Origin of the sequence: Cellulomonas sp. RIT-PI-Y, from assembly GCF_025642745.1 — a bacterium.
Classification (GTDB): Bacteria; Actinomycetota; Actinomycetes; order Actinomycetales; family Cellulomonadaceae; genus Cellulomonas.
In genome coordinates this window covers 18733-33966 of the sequence record NZ_JANZKP010000039.1, presented here as the reverse complement: position 1 = coordinate 33966, position 15234 = coordinate 18733, and the positions used below count along the sequence as shown (strand labels likewise).

The window sequence follows — 15234 nt, the reverse complement described above, 5'->3', positions numbered from 1 at the left end:
GTCGCCGCGATGTTCGACGGCGTCGCCCGCCGGTACGACCTGACCAACGACGTGCTCTCCCTGGGGCAGGACCGCGCCTGGCGCCGGGCCACCCTGACGGCGCTGCACGCGGTGCCGGGGGAGAAGGTGCTGGACCTGGCGGCCGGGACCGGGACGTCCAGCGAGCCGCTGGCCGACGCCGGGGTGCGTGTGGTGCCCTGCGACATCTCGACCGGGATGCTCGCGGTGGGCAAGCAGCGCCGACCGGATCTGCCGTTCACGGCGGGTGACGCCACGGCGCTGCCGTTTGCGGACGACTCCTTCGACGCGGTGACGATCTCCTTCGGGCTGCGCAACGTGGTGGACACGGTCGGTGCGCTGGAGGAGATGCGGCGCGTGGTGCGCCCGGGCGGCCGTCTGGTGGTCTGCGAGTTCTCCACCCCGTCCTGGAAGCCGTTCCGCGCGGTCTACGACGGCTACCTGACCAAGGCGCTGCCGGCGGTGGCCCGCGTGGTCGCGAAGCAGTCGGCCGCCTACAGCTACCTGGCGGAGTCGATCCAGGACTGGCCGGACCAGCTGGGCCTGGCGCGTCTGATGAAGCAGGCCGGCTGGGGGTCGGTGGCCTACCGCAACCTCACCGGCGGGATCGTGGCGCTGCACCGGGCGACCAACCCGGGGGCGTGACCGGCGTCACTCCGTACGGCCGAAGCGATTCGCCCGGTTCGGGACATAGGTCCTGACGGTCGACAGGGCGTCAGCATGAGGCTGGGCAGGCCCCATTCCGCACGCGGGACCTAGGTCCGGGTTAGACTCGGCCGAAGCGAGTGTGACGGCATTCACATAGGTGAGGAAACTGTGACCAGTGCAGTGAGCGATGACGCGGACGTCATCGTCGTCGGGGCGGGACCTGGTGGGTCCAGCGCTGCCTATCACTGTGCCGCGGCGGGCCTCCAGGTGCTGCTGCTCGACAAGGCGTCCTTCCCCCGGGACAAGATCTGCGGCGACGGGCTGACCCCGCGCGCCGTGGCCGAGATGGTCCGGATGGGCGTGCCGATCCGCGAGCAGGACGGCTGGATCCGGAACACCGGTCTGCGGGTGATCGGCGGCGGCCACGTGATCGAGCTGCCCTGGCCCGAGCTGTCCAGCTACCCCTCCTTCGGCCTGGCCCGGGCGCGGATGTCGCTGGACCACCTGCTGGTCGAGCACGCCCGCGCCGCCGGGGCCAAGTTCCAGGAGCGGACGACCGTCACCGGCCCGCTGCTCGACGAGCGCACCGGCCGGGTGATCGGCGTGCAGGCCAAGGTCGCCGGCCAGGACGGTCCGGTCACCTACCGCGCGCCGGTCGTGATCGCGGCCGACGGGGTCTCCGCCCGCCTGGCCACCGGCATGGGCCTGGAGAAGCGCCAGGACCGTCCGATGGGCGTGGCGGTGCGCACCTACTTCCGGACCCCGCGGCACGACGACCCGATGATGGAGAGCCACCTCGAGCTCTGGGACGGCAAGCCCGGCGAGTCGGACCTGATGCCCGGCTACGGCTGGATCTTCTCCCTCGGCGACGGCAGCGCGAACGTCGGACTCGGCTCGGTGAGCTCCACCGCCGCGGCGACCACGGTCAACTACAAGGACCTGTTCGCGAAGTGGATGGCGAACGCCCCGGCCGAGTGGGAGTTCACCGAGGAGCACCAGCTCGGCCCGGTGCGCGGCGCCGCGCTCCCGATGGGCTTCAACCGCGGTCCGCTCTACGGCCGGGGCCTGATGCTGGTCGGCGACGCCGCCGGCATGATCAGCCCGTTCAACGGCGAGGGGATCGCCTACGCGTTGCAGGCCGGCCGGGTCGCCGCGGACTCGATCACCCAGTCACTGGCCCGGGGCACCGCCGCCGGGCGCGAGCGGGCGCTGGCCACGTATGGCACCCGGATGAAGGACGACCTCGGCGGGTACTACACCCTGGGCCGGGTCTTCGTGAAGCTGATCGAACACCCGCAGGTCATGCACCTGTGCACGCGCTACGGGCTGCCTCGTCCGCTGCTAATGAAGTTCGTGCACAAGCTGCTGGCCGACTGCTACGAACCGCACGGCGGCGACTGGGCCGACCGCGTGATCGCCGGACTCGCACGGATGGCGCCCGCGGCATGAGACCACCAGACCCGCTCGCAGCGCCGGTTCCCACTCGCCCCCCACGAGGAGCCGGACGACGCTGAGATGACTGTGACGCCCCCGGAAGCACTCCACCCCCCACTGGGAGAGCCCCGATGAACAATCCGTATATCCCCCTGCTCGTCCTGATGGGCGTGGCCGCGCTGCTCGCCCTCGGCGGGCTCGGCGCGAGCGCCGTCATCGGCCCGAAGCGCTACAACCGCGCCAAGCTCGAGGCCTACGAGTGCGGCATCCAGCCGACCCCGCACGCGATGGGCGGCGGCCGGTTCCCGGTGAAGTACTACCTGGTCGCGATGACGTTCATCGTCTTCGACATCGAGGTGGTCTTCCTCTACCCGTGGGCGGTCAGCTTCTCCGAGCTGGCGCTGTTCGGCCTGATCGCGATGCTGGGATTCCTCGCGCTGATCACGGTGCCCTTCATGTACGAGTGGCGCCGCGGCGGCCTGGAATGGGACGAGGACTGACATGGGTATCGAAGAGGCTCCGTCCGGATTCGTCCTGACCTCGGTCGAGAAGTTCGCCGGCCTGGCGCGCAAGTCCTCGCTCTGGCCGGTCACCTTCGGCCTGGCGTGCTGCGCGATCGAGATGATGGCGACCGGTGGTTCCCGGTTCGACATCTCCCGGTTCGGCATGGAGGTGTTCCGCGCCTCGCCGCGCCAGTCCGACCTGATGATCGTCGCCGGCCGGGTGAGCCAGAAGATGGCCCCCGTCGTGCGCCAGGTCTACGACCAGATGGCCGGGCCGAAGTGGGTGCTGTCGATGGGCGTGTGCGCCAGCTCCGGCGGCATGTTCAACAACTACGCGATCGTCCAGGGCGTCGACCACATCGTGCCGGTGGACATCTACCTGCCCGGCTGCCCGCCGCGGCCCGAGATGCTGATCAACGCGATCCTCGAGCTGCACGAGCAGATCCGGGACGAGCCGCTCGGCAAGGACCGCCGTGAGATCGCCGAGGCGGTGGAGGCGGCCGCGCTGCGCGCCGAGCCGACCTCGCACATGACGGGACTGCTCCGATGACCGACGAGAAGAAGGATGCCGCCGAGGCCGTGAACACCGAGGCGCAGGCCACCTCGGAGACGGCCCTGGAGGCGGGGTCCCAGGGGCACCGGACGCCGCTGGACGTCGTCGCGGTCCGTGAGGGCATGTTCGGCGTCTCCGGCTCCGGCGACACCTCCGGATTCGGCGGCCTGGTCAGCACGGTCGCGATGCCCGGCCCGAGCGAGCGGCCCTACGGCGGCTGGTTCGACGAGGTCGTGGACGTGCTGATCGAGCTGCTGGACGGCTCCGGCACCGGTTACGCGAACGCGGTCGAGTCGGTCATCGTCGACCGCGGCGAACTGACCCTGAACATCGCCCGCGCCCACCTGGTCGAGGTCGCGCAGCACCTGCGCGACGACCAGGACCTGCGGTTCGAGCTCTCGCTGGGCGTCTCCGGCGTGCACTATCCGCACGACACCGGCCGGGAGCTGCATGCGGTCTACCACCTGACCTCGATCACCCACGGTCGTCGGCTGCGGCTCGAGGTCGCGGTGCCGGACGCCGATCCGACCATCCCCACCACGGTGGACGTCTACCCGGCCAACGACTGGCACGAGCGCGAGACCTGGGACTTCTTCGGCATCGTCTTCACCGGGCGCAGCGACCTGGCCCGGATCCAGATGCCGGACGACTGGCCCGGGCACCCGCAGCGCAAGGACTACCCGCTCGGTGGCATCCCGGTGGAGTACAAGGGCGCCACCGTGCCCCCGGCCGATCAGCGGAGGCAGTACACATGAGCGCTCAGACCCACGCCACCGCGCACCTGTTCGACGCGGAGACCGACGGCATCAGGTCCTTCGAGGCGACCGGCGGCGACTGGTCGGACATCGCCGAGGAGGCGGCCCGGCTCGGCGAGCAGCGCATCGTCGTCAACATGGGCCCGCAGCACCCGTCCACCCACGGCGTGCTCCGGCTCATGCTCGAGATCGACGGTGAGACGGTCACCGAGGCCCGTGCGGGCATCGGCTACCTGCACACCGGCATCGAGAAGAACATGGAGTTCCGCACCTGGACCCAGGGCGTGACCTTCTGCACCCGGATGGACTACCTGGCGCCGTTGTTCCAGGAGGCCGCGTACTGCCTCGGCACCGAGCGCCTGCTCGGCATCACCGACGACATCCCGGAGCGGGCCACCCAGATCCGGGTGCTGATGATGGAGCTGAACCGGGTGGGCTCCCACCTGGTCGCGCTGGCCACCGGCGGCAACGAGCTCGGCGCCACCACCCTGATGACCATCGGCTTCACCGCCCGCGAGGAGATCCTGCGGGTGTTCGAGCTGATCACCGGCCTGCGGATGAACCACGCGTACATCCGGCCCGGCGGCGTCGCGCAGGACATCCCCCCGGGCGCGCTGGACCAGATCCGCGAGGCGATCGTCGGCGTGAAGCGTTACCTGCGCCAGCTCGAGGACCTGATGCTCGGCCAGCCGATCCTCAAGGGCCGGCTGCAGAACGTCGGCGTGCTCAACCTGGCCTCGTGCATGGCGCTGGGCATCACCGGCCCGATGCTGCGCTCCACCGGACTGCCCTACGACGTCCGCAAGGCCGCGCCGTACTGCGGGTACGAGACCTACGACTTCGACGTCCCGGTGCTGGACAACGCGGACTGCTGGGACCGGATGGTCCTGCGGATCGAGGAGTGCTACCAGTCGATGAAGATCGTCGACCAGGTGCTCGAGCGCCTGCAGGCCTCCACCGGCACGCCGGTCATGGTCGGCGACAAGAAGATCGCCTGGCCCGCGCAGCTGGCCATCGGCTCGGACGGCATGGGCAACTCCCTGGACCACATCCGGGAGATCATGGGCACCTCGATGGAGGCCCTGATCCACCACTTCAAGCTGGTGACCGAGGGCTTCCGGGTCCCGGCCGGACAGGTGTGGCAGACCGTCGAGCACCCGCGTGGCGAGCTGGGTGTGCACCTGGTCTCCGACGGCGGGACCAAGCCGTACCGGGCGCACTTCCGCGACCCGTCCTTCAACAACCTGCAGGCCGTGTCGATGCTCTGCGAGGGCGGGCAGGTGGCGGACGTCGTCTGCGCCGTCGCCTCCATCGACCCGGTGCTCGGAGGGGTGGACCGATGACCGTCGTCAACACGGGCCGTCGGTACGACGACGCGACCCATGCCCGCCTCGCGGCCGACGCCGCGCAGGTGCTGAGCCGCTACCCGGACCCCCGCTCCGCGCTGCTGCCCCTGCTGCACCTGGTGCAGTCCGAGGACGGGTTCGTCAGCCCGTCCGGGATCGCGTTCTGCGCCGAGACCCTGGACCTGAGCACCGCCCAGGTCTCCGCGGTCGCGACCTTCTACACCCAGTACAAGCGGCGCCCGAACGGCGAGTACACCGTCGGCGTCTGCACCAACACGCTGTGCGGGATCATGGGCGGCGACGCGATCTGGGAGGACCTGACCGAGCGGCTGGGCATCGGCAACGACGAGACCACCGCCGACGGGAAGATCACGCTCGAGCGGATCGAGTGCAACGCCGCCTGCGACTACGCGCCGGTGATGATGATCAACTGGGAGTTCTTCGACAACCAGACCCCGGAGTCCGCCGCCGACGTGGTGGGCAGGCTGATCGCGGGCGAACCGGTGGCCCCGACCCGCGGCCCGGACCGGGTGGGGACCTTCAAGGAGGTCTCCCGGGTGCTCGCCGGGTTCAACGACGGGCACGCGAACGAGGGCGTCGCCGCCGGGGCTCCCACCCTGCGCGGCCTGGAGCTGGCCCGTGCACACGGCTGGACCGCCCCGGCCTACCCGGACGGCGACTCCGACTCCGACTCCGGCGCGGCACCGCTGGACGCCGGCGACACCACGCCGGGCGTGGGCGAGCCGCAGTCCTCCACCGACCGGCCCGCCGCCGGCGCGCAGGAGCGCTCCGGCGAGCAGGAGAAGACCGAACACGGAAGCGAGAAGGAGTCGTGATGTCCCCGACGCCGACCCTGACCCCGGTGCTCAGTGAGCGCTGGGACGCCGACAGGTCCTGGACGCTGAGCAGCTACGAGGCGCACGGCGGGTACCGCGGCCTGCGCAAGGCGCTGAGCATGGACGCCGGTGACCTGGTCACCACCGTGAAGGACTCCGGGCTGCGCGGTCGTGGCGGCGCGGGCTTCCCGACCGGCCTCAAGTGGTCCTTCCTCCCCGCTCCGGACGGCGGCCCCCGCTACCTGGTGGTGAACGCCGACGAGTCCGAGCCGGGCACCTGCAAGGACATCCCTTTGATGATGGCCGACCCGCAGGTGCTGGTCGAGGGGGTGGCGATCACCTCCTACGCGATCGGCTGCCACCACGCCTTCATCTACCTGCGCGGCGAGGTCGTGCACGTCTACCGCCGACTGCTGCAGGCGGTCGAGGAGGCCTACGCGCAGGGCTACCTGGGCAAGGACATCCTCGGCTCCGGCTACGACCTGGACGTCACGGTGCACGCCGGGGCCGGGGCGTACATCTGCGGCGAGGAGACCGCGCTGCTCGACTCGCTGGAGGGCCGTCGTGGCCAGCCGCGGCTCAAGCCGCCGTTCCCGGCCGTCGCGGGGCTGTACGCCCGGCCGACCGTGGTGAACAACGTCGAGTCGATCGCCTCGGTGCCCGGGATCGTGCTGGGCGGCTCGGACTGGTTCCGGGAGATGGGCACCGACAAGTCCCCGGGCCACGGCATCTTCTCGCTGTCCGGCCACGTGGCGCGGCCCGGTCAGTACGAGGCGCCGTTCGGCATCACCATGCGCGAGCTGCTGGAGATGGCCGGGGGCGTCCGTGAGGGCCACGAGCTGAAGTTCTGGACCCCGGGCGGATCCTCGACGCCGATCTTCACCGCCGAGCACCTGGACGTCCCGCTGACCTACGACGACGTGTCGGCCGCCGGCTCCATGCTGGGCACCCGCGCGCTGCAGGTCTTCGACGAGACGGTCTCCGTGGTGAAGGCGGTCTCGCGCTGGATCCAGTTCTACAAGCACGAGTCCTGCGGCAAGTGCACCCCCTGCCGGGAGGGCACCTTCTGGCTGGCCCAGGTGCTCGGCCGCCTGGAGGCCGGACAGGGCGACCCCGGCGACATCGAGCTGCTGCTCGACCTGTGCGACAACATCCTGGGCAAGGCGTTCTGCGCCCTGGGCGACGGCGCCACCTCCCCGGTCACCTCCGCGGTGCAGTACTTCCGCGAGGAGTTCGAGGCCGGGATGCACAGCGCGGCCGACGAGCTGTTCCCGCCGGAGCGCTCGAGCCTGTTCGCCTACACCCCCCGCCGGACGTCGGGTCGACTCGCGGGAGTCCACGCATGAGCACTCCGCACGCCACCGCTCGCTTCGCTCCCGATTCCGCGAGGACCCCCCGATGACCGTCACCGCCAGCAAGAGCGCGACACCCGCCGTGCAGGACGGGGTCACTTTCTCCATCGACGGCATCGAGACCACGGTGCCGAAGGGCACCCTGGTGATCCGTGCCGCCGAGCAGCTCGGCATCCAGATCCCGCGGTTCTGCGACCACCCCCTGCTCGCCCCGGCCGGTGCCTGCCGCCAGTGCCTGGTCGAGGTCTGGGCACCCGGTCGCGACGGCAACCTGGCCAAGATGCCGAAGCCCCAGGCCTCCTGCACCCTGACCGCCACCCCTGGCATGGAGGTGCGCACCCAGCGGACCTCCGCCGAGGCGGACAAGGCGCAGCACGGCGTGATGGAGCTGCTGCTGATCAACCACCCGCTGGACTGCCCGGTCTGCGACAAGGGCGGCGAATGCCCCCTGCAGAACCAGGCGATGTCCAACGGCCGGGGCTCCACCCGGTTCGTGGACATCAAGCGCACCTTCCCCAAGCCGATCGCGGTGTCGACCCAGATCCTGCTGGACCGGGAGCGCTGCATCCTCTGCCAGCGCTGCACCCGGTTCTCCCGGGAGATCGCCGGTGACCCGTTCATCGACCTGCAGAAGCGCGGAGCGATGCAGCAGATCGGCCGCTTCGACGCCGAGATCCTCGGCTTCGACGACACGGCCCCCGAGCCGGTGCTGCTGGGCACCGAGATCCCGGTCGGCCCCGCGGAGATCGACGAGGACGGCGAGGCCTTCGCGTCCTACTTCTCCGGCAACACGGTGCAGATCTGCCCGGTCGGCGCGCTCACCAGCGCCGCCTACCGGTTCCGGGCCCGTCCGTTCGACCTGGTGTCCACACCGGGCGTCTCGGAGCACGACTCCAACGGCTCCGCGATCCGGGTCGACCATCGCCGCGGTGTGGTGCTGCGCCGGCTGTCCGGTGAGGACGCCGAGGTCAACGAGGAGTGGATCAGCGACAAGGACCGCTTCGGCTTCGCCTGGCAGTCCGCCGCCGACCGGATCACCAGTCCGCTGGTGCGCGAGGACGGCGAGCTGCGGCCCGCGTCCTGGGCCGAGGCGCTGGAGGTCGCGGCGCACGGTCTGGAGCAGGCCTCCGGGGTCGGCGTGCTGCCCGGCGGTCGCGTGACCCTCGAGGACGCCTACGCCTACGGCAAGTTCGCCCGCCTGGCGCTCGGCACCAACGACGTGGACCACCGGGCCCGCCCGCACTCCGCCGAGGAGTCCGACTTCCTGGCGCACGCGGTGGCCGGCACCGGGCTGGGCGTGACCTTCACCGACCTGGAGCACGCCCCCGCGGTGCTGCTCGCCGGTCTGGAGGCCGAGGAGGAGGCCGGGGTCCTCTACCTCCGGCTCCGCAAGGCCGCGACCAAGGGCCGCACCCGCGTCCTCGCGGTGGCGCCCTTCGCCAGCCGTGGCCTGGAGCGGATGAACGGCACCCTGATCGCGGCCGCCCCGGGCACCGAGCCCGAGGTGCTGGACGCCATCACGAAGGGAAAGCTCTCCGAGCCGAACGAGCAGCTCTCCGCCGAGGGCGCGGTCATCCTGGTCGGCGAGCGCCTGGCCGCCGTGCCGGGTGCGCTGTCCGCGGTGCTCCGCCTGGCCGACCGCACCGGCGCCCGACTGGCCTGGGTGCCGCGTCGGGCGGGGGAGCGCGGGGCCGTCGATGCCGGGGTGCTGCCAGGTCTGCTGCCGGGTGGCCGCCCGGTCGCCGACCCGGCCGCCCGGGTGGACGTCGCCGCTGCGTGGGAGGTCGAGCACCTCCCCGCCGAGCCCGGTCGCGACCTGGACGGGATCATCGCGGCCGCCGCCTCCGGCGACCTGGGCGCCCTGGTGGTCGGCGGTGTCGACCTGCGTGACCTGGCCGACCCGGCCGCCGCCCGAGCCGCCCTGGACGCCGTCGGCTTCCTGGTCTCGCTCGAGGTGCGGAGCTCGGAGGTGACCGAGCGGGCCGACGTGGTGCTGCCGGTCGCCCCGCCGGTGGAGAAGCCCGGCACCTTCGTCAGCTGGGAGGGCCGTCGCCGGCCGTTCCCGCAGGCGCTGACCTCCACCGCCATGCCGGACCACCGGGTGCTGGACGCCCTGGCCGACGAGCTGGGCGTCACCCTGGGCACCAGGACGATGGCCGCCGTGCACGCCGAGCTGGACGCGCTGGGCAGCTGGGACGGGTCGCGCATTGGGGCCCCCGCGGTCTCCGCCGGTCCCGCCCCGGCCATCGATGCCGGGCAGGCCGTGCTGGCCACCTGGCACCTGCTGCTCGACACCGGCCGGCTCCAGGACGGCGAGCCCTTCCTGGCCGGCACCGCCAAGCGACCGGTCGCCCGGGCGTCGGCGGCCACCGCGGCCGGGATCGGCCTGACCGCGGGACAGCCGGTGGAGGTCAGCACCGACGCGGGCGCGATCGTGCTCCCGCTGGTGATCGACGACCTGCCGGACCACGTGATCTGGCTGCCCACCGCCGCCCCCGGCTGCCAGGTGCGGGACACCCTGCACGCGGTCGCCGGTGACGTGGTGCGGATCGCCGCTGCGACCACCGGGGAGGTGACGGCGTGAACGGCCTGATGCGCGTGGCGACCACCGGCGCCGACTTCAGCAACGACGTCTTCTGGGTCTGGCTGCTGAAGGCGGTCGGGATCATCGTCTTCCTGCTGCTGTCCGTGCTGATCGCGATCTGGTTCGAGCGGCGCGTGGTCGGCCGGATGCAGCTGCGTCCCGGACCGAACGTCCACGGCCCGTTCGGCCTGTTCCAGTCGCTCGGCGACGCGATGAAGCTCCTGCTCAAGGAGGACATCACCGTCAAGGCGGCCGACAAGGTCCTCTACATCGTCGCGCCGATCATCGCGGTGTTCTGCTCGCTGCTCACCTACGCGGTGATCCCGTTCGGGCCCGAGGTGAACATCTTCGGCGTGATGACGCCGCTGCAGCTGACCGACTTCCCGGTGGCGGTGCTCTACATCCTGGCCTGCGCCTCGGTGGGGGTGTACGGCATCGTCCTCGGCGGCTGGTCGTCCAACTCGACCTACCCGCTGCTCGGCGCCGTCCGGTCCACCGCCCAGGTGATCAGCTACGAGCTGTCGATGGGCCTGTCCCTGGTGAGCGTGTTCATCGTCGCCGGGTCGATGTCGACCTCGGACATCGTGACCTCGCAGACCCAGATCTGGTGGCTGATCCCGCTGCTGCCGGCCTTCGTGATCTACGTGATCTCGATGGTGGGCGAGACCAACCGGCTGCCCTTCGACCTGCCCGAGGCCGAGGGCGAGCTGGTGGGCGGGTACACCACCGAGTACTCGTCGATGAAGTTCGCCTGGTTCTTCCTGGCGGAGTACATCAACATGCTCAACGTCTCCGCGGTCGCCACCACGCTGTTCTTCGGCGGCTGGCGCGCCCCGTGGCCGATCTCCGCGATCAACGACGGGATGTTCAACACCGGCTGGTGGCCGCTGCTCTGGTTCGTGGTCAAGGTCTGGATGTTCATGTTCCTGTTCGTCTGGATCCGCGGCACGCTGCTGCGCTTCCGCTACGACCAGTTCATGAAGTTCGGCTGGAAGGTGCTGATCCCGGCGGCGCTGGTCTGGGTGTTCTGCGTGGCCATCGTGCAGGGTGTGCAGCAGTTCACCGATCTGGACGTCCGGGTCTGGGCGATCGGCGCCGCCGTCGTCCTGCTCGTGGGCGTCGGCATCACCTTCCTGATCCCGGAGAAGAAGAAGCCCGAGGAGACCCCGCCCGTGGACGCGCCCTTCGACGCGTTCGCCGACGGGTTCCCGGTGCCGCCGCTGCCGGGTCAGCAGCTCCCGCCGTCCCCCCGTGCCGCCCGGCCCGCGATGGCGACGAGCACGCCCGTCCTGACTACCGAGGACTCCACCGCCGAGGAGGCGCCCCGTGGCTGACAACTCGATCGAGAAGAAGGCCGGACCGGGCGGCGAGGTGCAGCGCTCCGGCCGTGAGGTCGCGGCGCCGCAGCCGTACCAGTCGCTGATCCCGAAGCGCAGCCCGCTGGAGGACGCGCTCGGCCCGGCGGCCGGGTTCGGCGTCACGATCAAGAACTTCTTCAGCAAGACCGTCACCGAGCAGTACCCGCGCGAGCCCGCTCGGGTGAAGCCGCGGTTCCACGGCCGGCACCAGCTCAACCGGTATCCGGACGGGCTGGAGAAGTGCATCGGCTGCGAGCTGTGCGCCTGGGCCTGCCCGGCGGACGCGATCTACGTCGAGGCCGCGGACAACACCGCCGACCAGCAGTTCTCGCCCGGGGAGCGCTACGGCCGCGTCTACCAGATCAACTATCTGCGCTGCATCTTCTGCGGGCTGTGCATCGAGGCGTGCCCGACCCGGGCGCTGACCATGACCAACGAGTTCGAGCTCGCCGGTCCGACCCGTGAGGGCCTGATCTACGAGAAGCAGGACCTGCTGGCCCCGATGACCGACGGCATGCTGGCCGCCCCGCACCCGATGGTCGAGGGCACCACCGACACCGACTACTACCGGGGTGAGGTCACCGCGCCGACCCCGGCGCAGGTGGACTGGGTCGGCGAGCACCGGCCCGACGACCCGTCGCTGACCGGGGCCCGGTCCCGTGCGGGCGCCGCCGCGAACCAGGGGCAGGAGACCCGATGAACGACCCGTCGACCGCCGAGGCCGTCCTGTTCTGGGTGCTGGCCGTGGTCATGGTGGCCGCCGCCGCCGGGCTGCTGTTCGCGCGGAAGGCCGTGCACGCGGCGATGAGCCTGGTGCTGGTGATGATCTGCCTCGCCTTCCTGTACGTCACCCAGGGCGCGCCCTTCCTCGGCGTGGTCCAGGTGGTCGTCTACACCGGCGCGATCATGATGCTGTTCCTGTTCGTGCTGATGCTGGTCGGCGTGGACGCCTCGGACTCCGTGGTGGAGACGATCAAGGGGCAGCGCTGGGTCGGCTGGCTCGCGGGCATCGGTCTCGCGGTCGTGCTGATCGGCGTGCTCACCCGGGCGACCTATCCGGCGGTGACCGGTCTGGCCGACGCGAACGCGGACGGCAACCCGACCGGCGTCGCGCGGATCATCTTCGGTCAGCACGTCTTCGGCCTGGAGGTCGTGGGGGCGCTGCTGGTGATCGCCGCGCTCGGTGCGCTGGTGCTGACCCACCGCACCCGGTTGAAGAAGCTGATCAAGCAGCCGGAGCGCCAGGCGCTGCGGATGAAGGCCGGCACCCGGGTCACCCCGCTGCCCGCCCCCGGCGTGTACGCCCGGCACAACGCGATGGACGTGCCCGCCCTCGACCCGCACGGCAACCCGATCGAGGAGTCCGTGCCGCGCGTGCTGCGGATCCGCGGTCAGGAGGCGGGCACCGCGAGCTACCACGCCGACACCTACCGACGTGCGGTCACCGCCGTGGCCGACCCGGTCGACAGCGACCCCGCCGTGCTCCTGGGCACCGAGGAGTCCGGGGCCACGCCCCCGGCGGCTGCTCCCGGCGAGACCGGCGGGCCCCTCACCGACGTGGACCTCGGTGCCGCATCCACCAAGACGGAGACCGAGCCGTGAGCCTGACCCACTACCTGGTGCTGTCCGGGATCCTGTTCTCGATCGGCGCGGCCACGGTGCTGCTCCGACGGAACGCGATCATCGTGTTCATGGGCGTCGAGCTCATGCTGAACGCCTCGAACCTGGCCCTGGTGACCTTCTCCCGCCTGCACGGCAACCTGACCGGTCAGGTGATGGCGTTCTTCGTCATGGTGGTCGCCGCGGCGGAGGTGGTCGTCGGGCTGGCGATCATCGTGTCGATCTTCCGCACCCGGAAGTCGGCCTCGGTCGACGACATCAACCTGCTGAAGAGCTGAGGGGAACGTGACTGTGACATCCCTCGCACCGCTGCTGGTGGCGGTGCCGCTGGCGAGCGCGGCGATCCTGCTGCTGCTCGGCCGGGCCGCCGACCGCTGGGGCCACTGGCTCGGCGTGCTGGCCTCCGCCGCCGCCTTCGTGGTGGGCGCGCTGCTGCTGACCGACCTGCTCGGCCGGGACGCCGCGGACCGCGTCGTCGACGTGCACCTGTTCGACTGGATCACGGTCGGACGGTTCGACCTGGCGGCCGGGCTGCGGATCGACCCGCTCTCCCTGACCTTCGTGCTCCTGGTGACCTTCGTCGGCACCCTGATCCACCTCTACTCGGTGGCGTACATGGCGCACGACGCCGCCCGCCGCCGGTTCTTCGCCTACCTGAACCTGTTCATCGCGGCGATGCTGATCCTGGTCCTCGCTGACTCCTACCTGCTGCTGTTCGTCGGCTGGGAAGGCGTCGGCCTCGCGTCGTACCTGCTGATCGGGTTCTGGAACCACCGCACCGAGTACGCGGTCGCCGCCAAGAAGGCCTTCGTCGCCAACCGGGTCGGTGACATCGGCCTGCTGGTCGCGATGGGACTGCTGTTCTCCCAGCTGGGGTCGCTGGACTTCGAGTCCGTGACCGCGGGGGTGGAGTCCGGCGCGGTGTCCACCGGCATGCTGACCGCGATCGGCCTGATGCTGCTGCTGGCCGCCTGCGGCAAGTCCGCGCAGTTCCCGCTGCAGTCCTGGCTGGGCGACGCGATGGCCGGCCCGACCCCGGTGTCCGCGCTGATCCACGCCGCGACCATGGTCACCGCCGGCGTCTACCTGATCGTGCGCTCCGCGCCGGTGTTCGAGGGCGCACCCACCGCGCAGCTGATCGTCACCATCGTCGGCGCGATCACCCTGGTGCTCGGCGCGATCATCGGCTGCGCCAAGGACGACATCAAGAAGGGCCTCGCCGCCTCGACCATGTCCCAGATCGGCTACATGGTGCTGGCCGCGGGCCTCGGCCCGATCGGCTACGCCTTCGCGATCTTCCACCTGGTGACGCACGGCTTCTTCAAGGCCGGGATGTTCCTCGGTGCCGGTTCGGTCATGCACGGGATGGACGACACCACCGACATGCGGCACTTCGGGGCGCTGCGCACGTCGATGACCGTCACCTGGGCCACCTTCGGGCTGGGCTGGCTCGCGATCCTCGGGGTGCCGCCGTTCTCCGGCTTCTGGTCGAAGGACAAGATCATCGAGGCCGCGTTCGTGGTGCCCGAGGGCGCCGCGGAGTGGCGGGCCTGGGTGTTCGGCATCGTCGCCCTGGTGGGCGCAGGGATCACCGCGTTCTACATGTCGCGGATGTTCTTCATGACCTTCCACGGCAAGGCGCGCTGGACCGACAGCCGGGCCCAGGCGAGCGACGAGCGCCCGCTGCGGCACCCGCACGAGTCGCCGTGGCTGATGACGATCCCGATGATCGTCCTGGCCGTGGGCTCGCTCGGCCTGGGCTTCGTGCTCCAGCTCGGCGGTGGGTTCACCACCTGGCTGGAGCCGGTCACCGGGCACGTCGAACACCACGAGCCGGTGCTGTCCGTGCCGGTGATCCAGATCGCGACCCTGTTGGCGGTCGCGATCGGCCTGGTGCTGGCCTGGCGGCAGTACGGCGCCCTGCCGGTGCCGACGACCGCCCCGCAGGGATCGGTGCTCACCCGGGCCGCCCGGGTCGACATGTACCAGGACACCGTGAACGACGCCGTGCTGGTCCAGCCCGGTCAGTACCTGACCCGGTCGCTGGTCTACGGCGACCGCTCGGTGGTCGACGGCGCGTTCACCGGCCTCGGCAAGCTCACCGTCGGGATCGGCCAGGTGCTGCGCAGGCTGCAGTCCGGCTACGCCCGGCAGTACGCCGCGACCATGCTGTTCGGTCTGGTCGTGCTGGCGATCGTCGTCCTGGCACCGCGGATCTGAGGGAGAA

Annotated in this window: 14 protein-coding genes; all 14 read left to right on the top strand. The window is 70.9% G+C overall.

All coding sequences use genetic code 11. The features are described 5' to 3' along the window. Window positions 1–663 (top strand): demethylmenaquinone methyltransferase (locus OGL89_RS12365; RefSeq protein WP_263120450.1); only part of this gene is annotated, 663 nt, incomplete at its 5' end. A 171-nt stretch (window positions 664–834) separates the two neighbouring features. Continuing rightward, the gene (locus OGL89_RS12360) at window positions 835–2115 is read left to right on the top strand and encodes a geranylgeranyl reductase family protein (RefSeq protein WP_263120449.1); all 1281 of its coding nucleotides are present in this window, start codon (window positions 835–837) and stop codon (window positions 2113–2115) included. A gap of 116 nt (window positions 2116–2231) precedes the next feature. Next, window positions 2232–2600 carry an NADH-quinone oxidoreductase subunit A gene (locus tag OGL89_RS12355; protein WP_169164400.1) on the top strand — a complete coding sequence of 123 codons (369 nt, stop codon included), beginning with the start codon at window positions 2232–2234 and terminating at the stop codon, window positions 2598–2600. 1 nt (window position 2601) lies between these two features. Further along, on the top strand, window positions 2602–3153 hold the full coding sequence (locus tag OGL89_RS12350) for an NADH-quinone oxidoreductase subunit B (protein WP_263120448.1): 552 nt from the start codon (window positions 2602–2604) through the stop codon (window positions 3151–3153). Beyond that, window positions 3150–3911, top strand: coding sequence for an NADH-quinone oxidoreductase subunit C (locus tag OGL89_RS12345; protein WP_263120447.1), 762 nt, complete (start codon window positions 3150–3152; stop codon window positions 3909–3911). Before OGL89_RS12350 ends, OGL89_RS12345 begins: the two co-directional genes overlap by 4 nt. Then, on the top strand, window positions 3908–5254 hold the full coding sequence (locus OGL89_RS12340; protein ID WP_263120446.1) for an NADH-quinone oxidoreductase subunit D: 1347 nt from the start codon (window positions 3908–3910) through the stop codon (window positions 5252–5254). The genes OGL89_RS12345 and OGL89_RS12340 overlap by 4 nt, the downstream gene beginning before the upstream one ends. Beyond that, window positions 5251–6093, top strand: coding sequence for an NADH-quinone oxidoreductase subunit NuoE (gene nuoE / locus OGL89_RS12335; RefSeq protein ID WP_263120445.1), 843 nt, complete (start codon window positions 5251–5253; stop codon window positions 6091–6093). The genes OGL89_RS12340 and nuoE overlap by 4 nt, the downstream gene beginning before the upstream one ends. Then, window positions 6093–7439: an NADH-quinone oxidoreductase subunit NuoF gene (gene nuoF / locus OGL89_RS12330; RefSeq protein WP_263120444.1), complete on the top strand. Its 1347-nt coding sequence runs from the start codon at window positions 6093–6095 to the stop codon at window positions 7437–7439. The genes nuoE and nuoF overlap by 1 nt, the downstream gene beginning before the upstream one ends. Window positions 7440–7491: 52 nt before the next feature. Beyond that, window positions 7492–10029: an NADH-quinone oxidoreductase subunit G gene (locus OGL89_RS12325; RefSeq protein WP_263120443.1), complete on the top strand. Its 2538-nt coding sequence runs from the start codon at window positions 7492–7494 to the stop codon at window positions 10027–10029. 8 nt (window positions 10030–10037) lie between these two features. Continuing rightward, on the top strand, window positions 10038–11363 hold the full coding sequence (nuoH, locus tag OGL89_RS12320; RefSeq protein WP_263120453.1) for an NADH-quinone oxidoreductase subunit NuoH: 1326 nt from the start codon (window positions 10038–10040) through the stop codon (window positions 11361–11363). 88 nt (window positions 11364–11451) lie between these two features. Then, on the top strand, window positions 11452–12087 hold the full coding sequence (gene nuoI, locus OGL89_RS12315) for an NADH-quinone oxidoreductase subunit NuoI (protein WP_263120452.1): 636 nt from the start codon (window positions 11452–11454) through the stop codon (window positions 12085–12087). Next, a complete protein-coding gene (locus OGL89_RS12310; protein WP_263120442.1) occupies window positions 12084–12989 on the top strand; it encodes an NADH-quinone oxidoreductase subunit J in 906 nt (301 codons plus the stop codon). The genes nuoI and OGL89_RS12310 overlap by 4 nt, the downstream gene beginning before the upstream one ends. Continuing rightward, the gene (nuoK, locus tag OGL89_RS12305; protein WP_263120441.1) at window positions 12986–13285 is read left to right on the top strand and encodes an NADH-quinone oxidoreductase subunit NuoK; all 300 of its coding nucleotides are present in this window, start codon (window positions 12986–12988) and stop codon (window positions 13283–13285) included. The genes OGL89_RS12310 and nuoK overlap by 4 nt, the downstream gene beginning before the upstream one ends. Before the next feature lie 13 nt (window positions 13286–13298). Continuing rightward, the gene (gene nuoL, locus OGL89_RS12300) at window positions 13299–15227 is read left to right on the top strand and encodes an NADH-quinone oxidoreductase subunit L (RefSeq protein WP_263120451.1); all 1929 of its coding nucleotides are present in this window, start codon (window positions 13299–13301) and stop codon (window positions 15225–15227) included. Window positions 15228–15234: the final 7 nt, after the last annotated feature.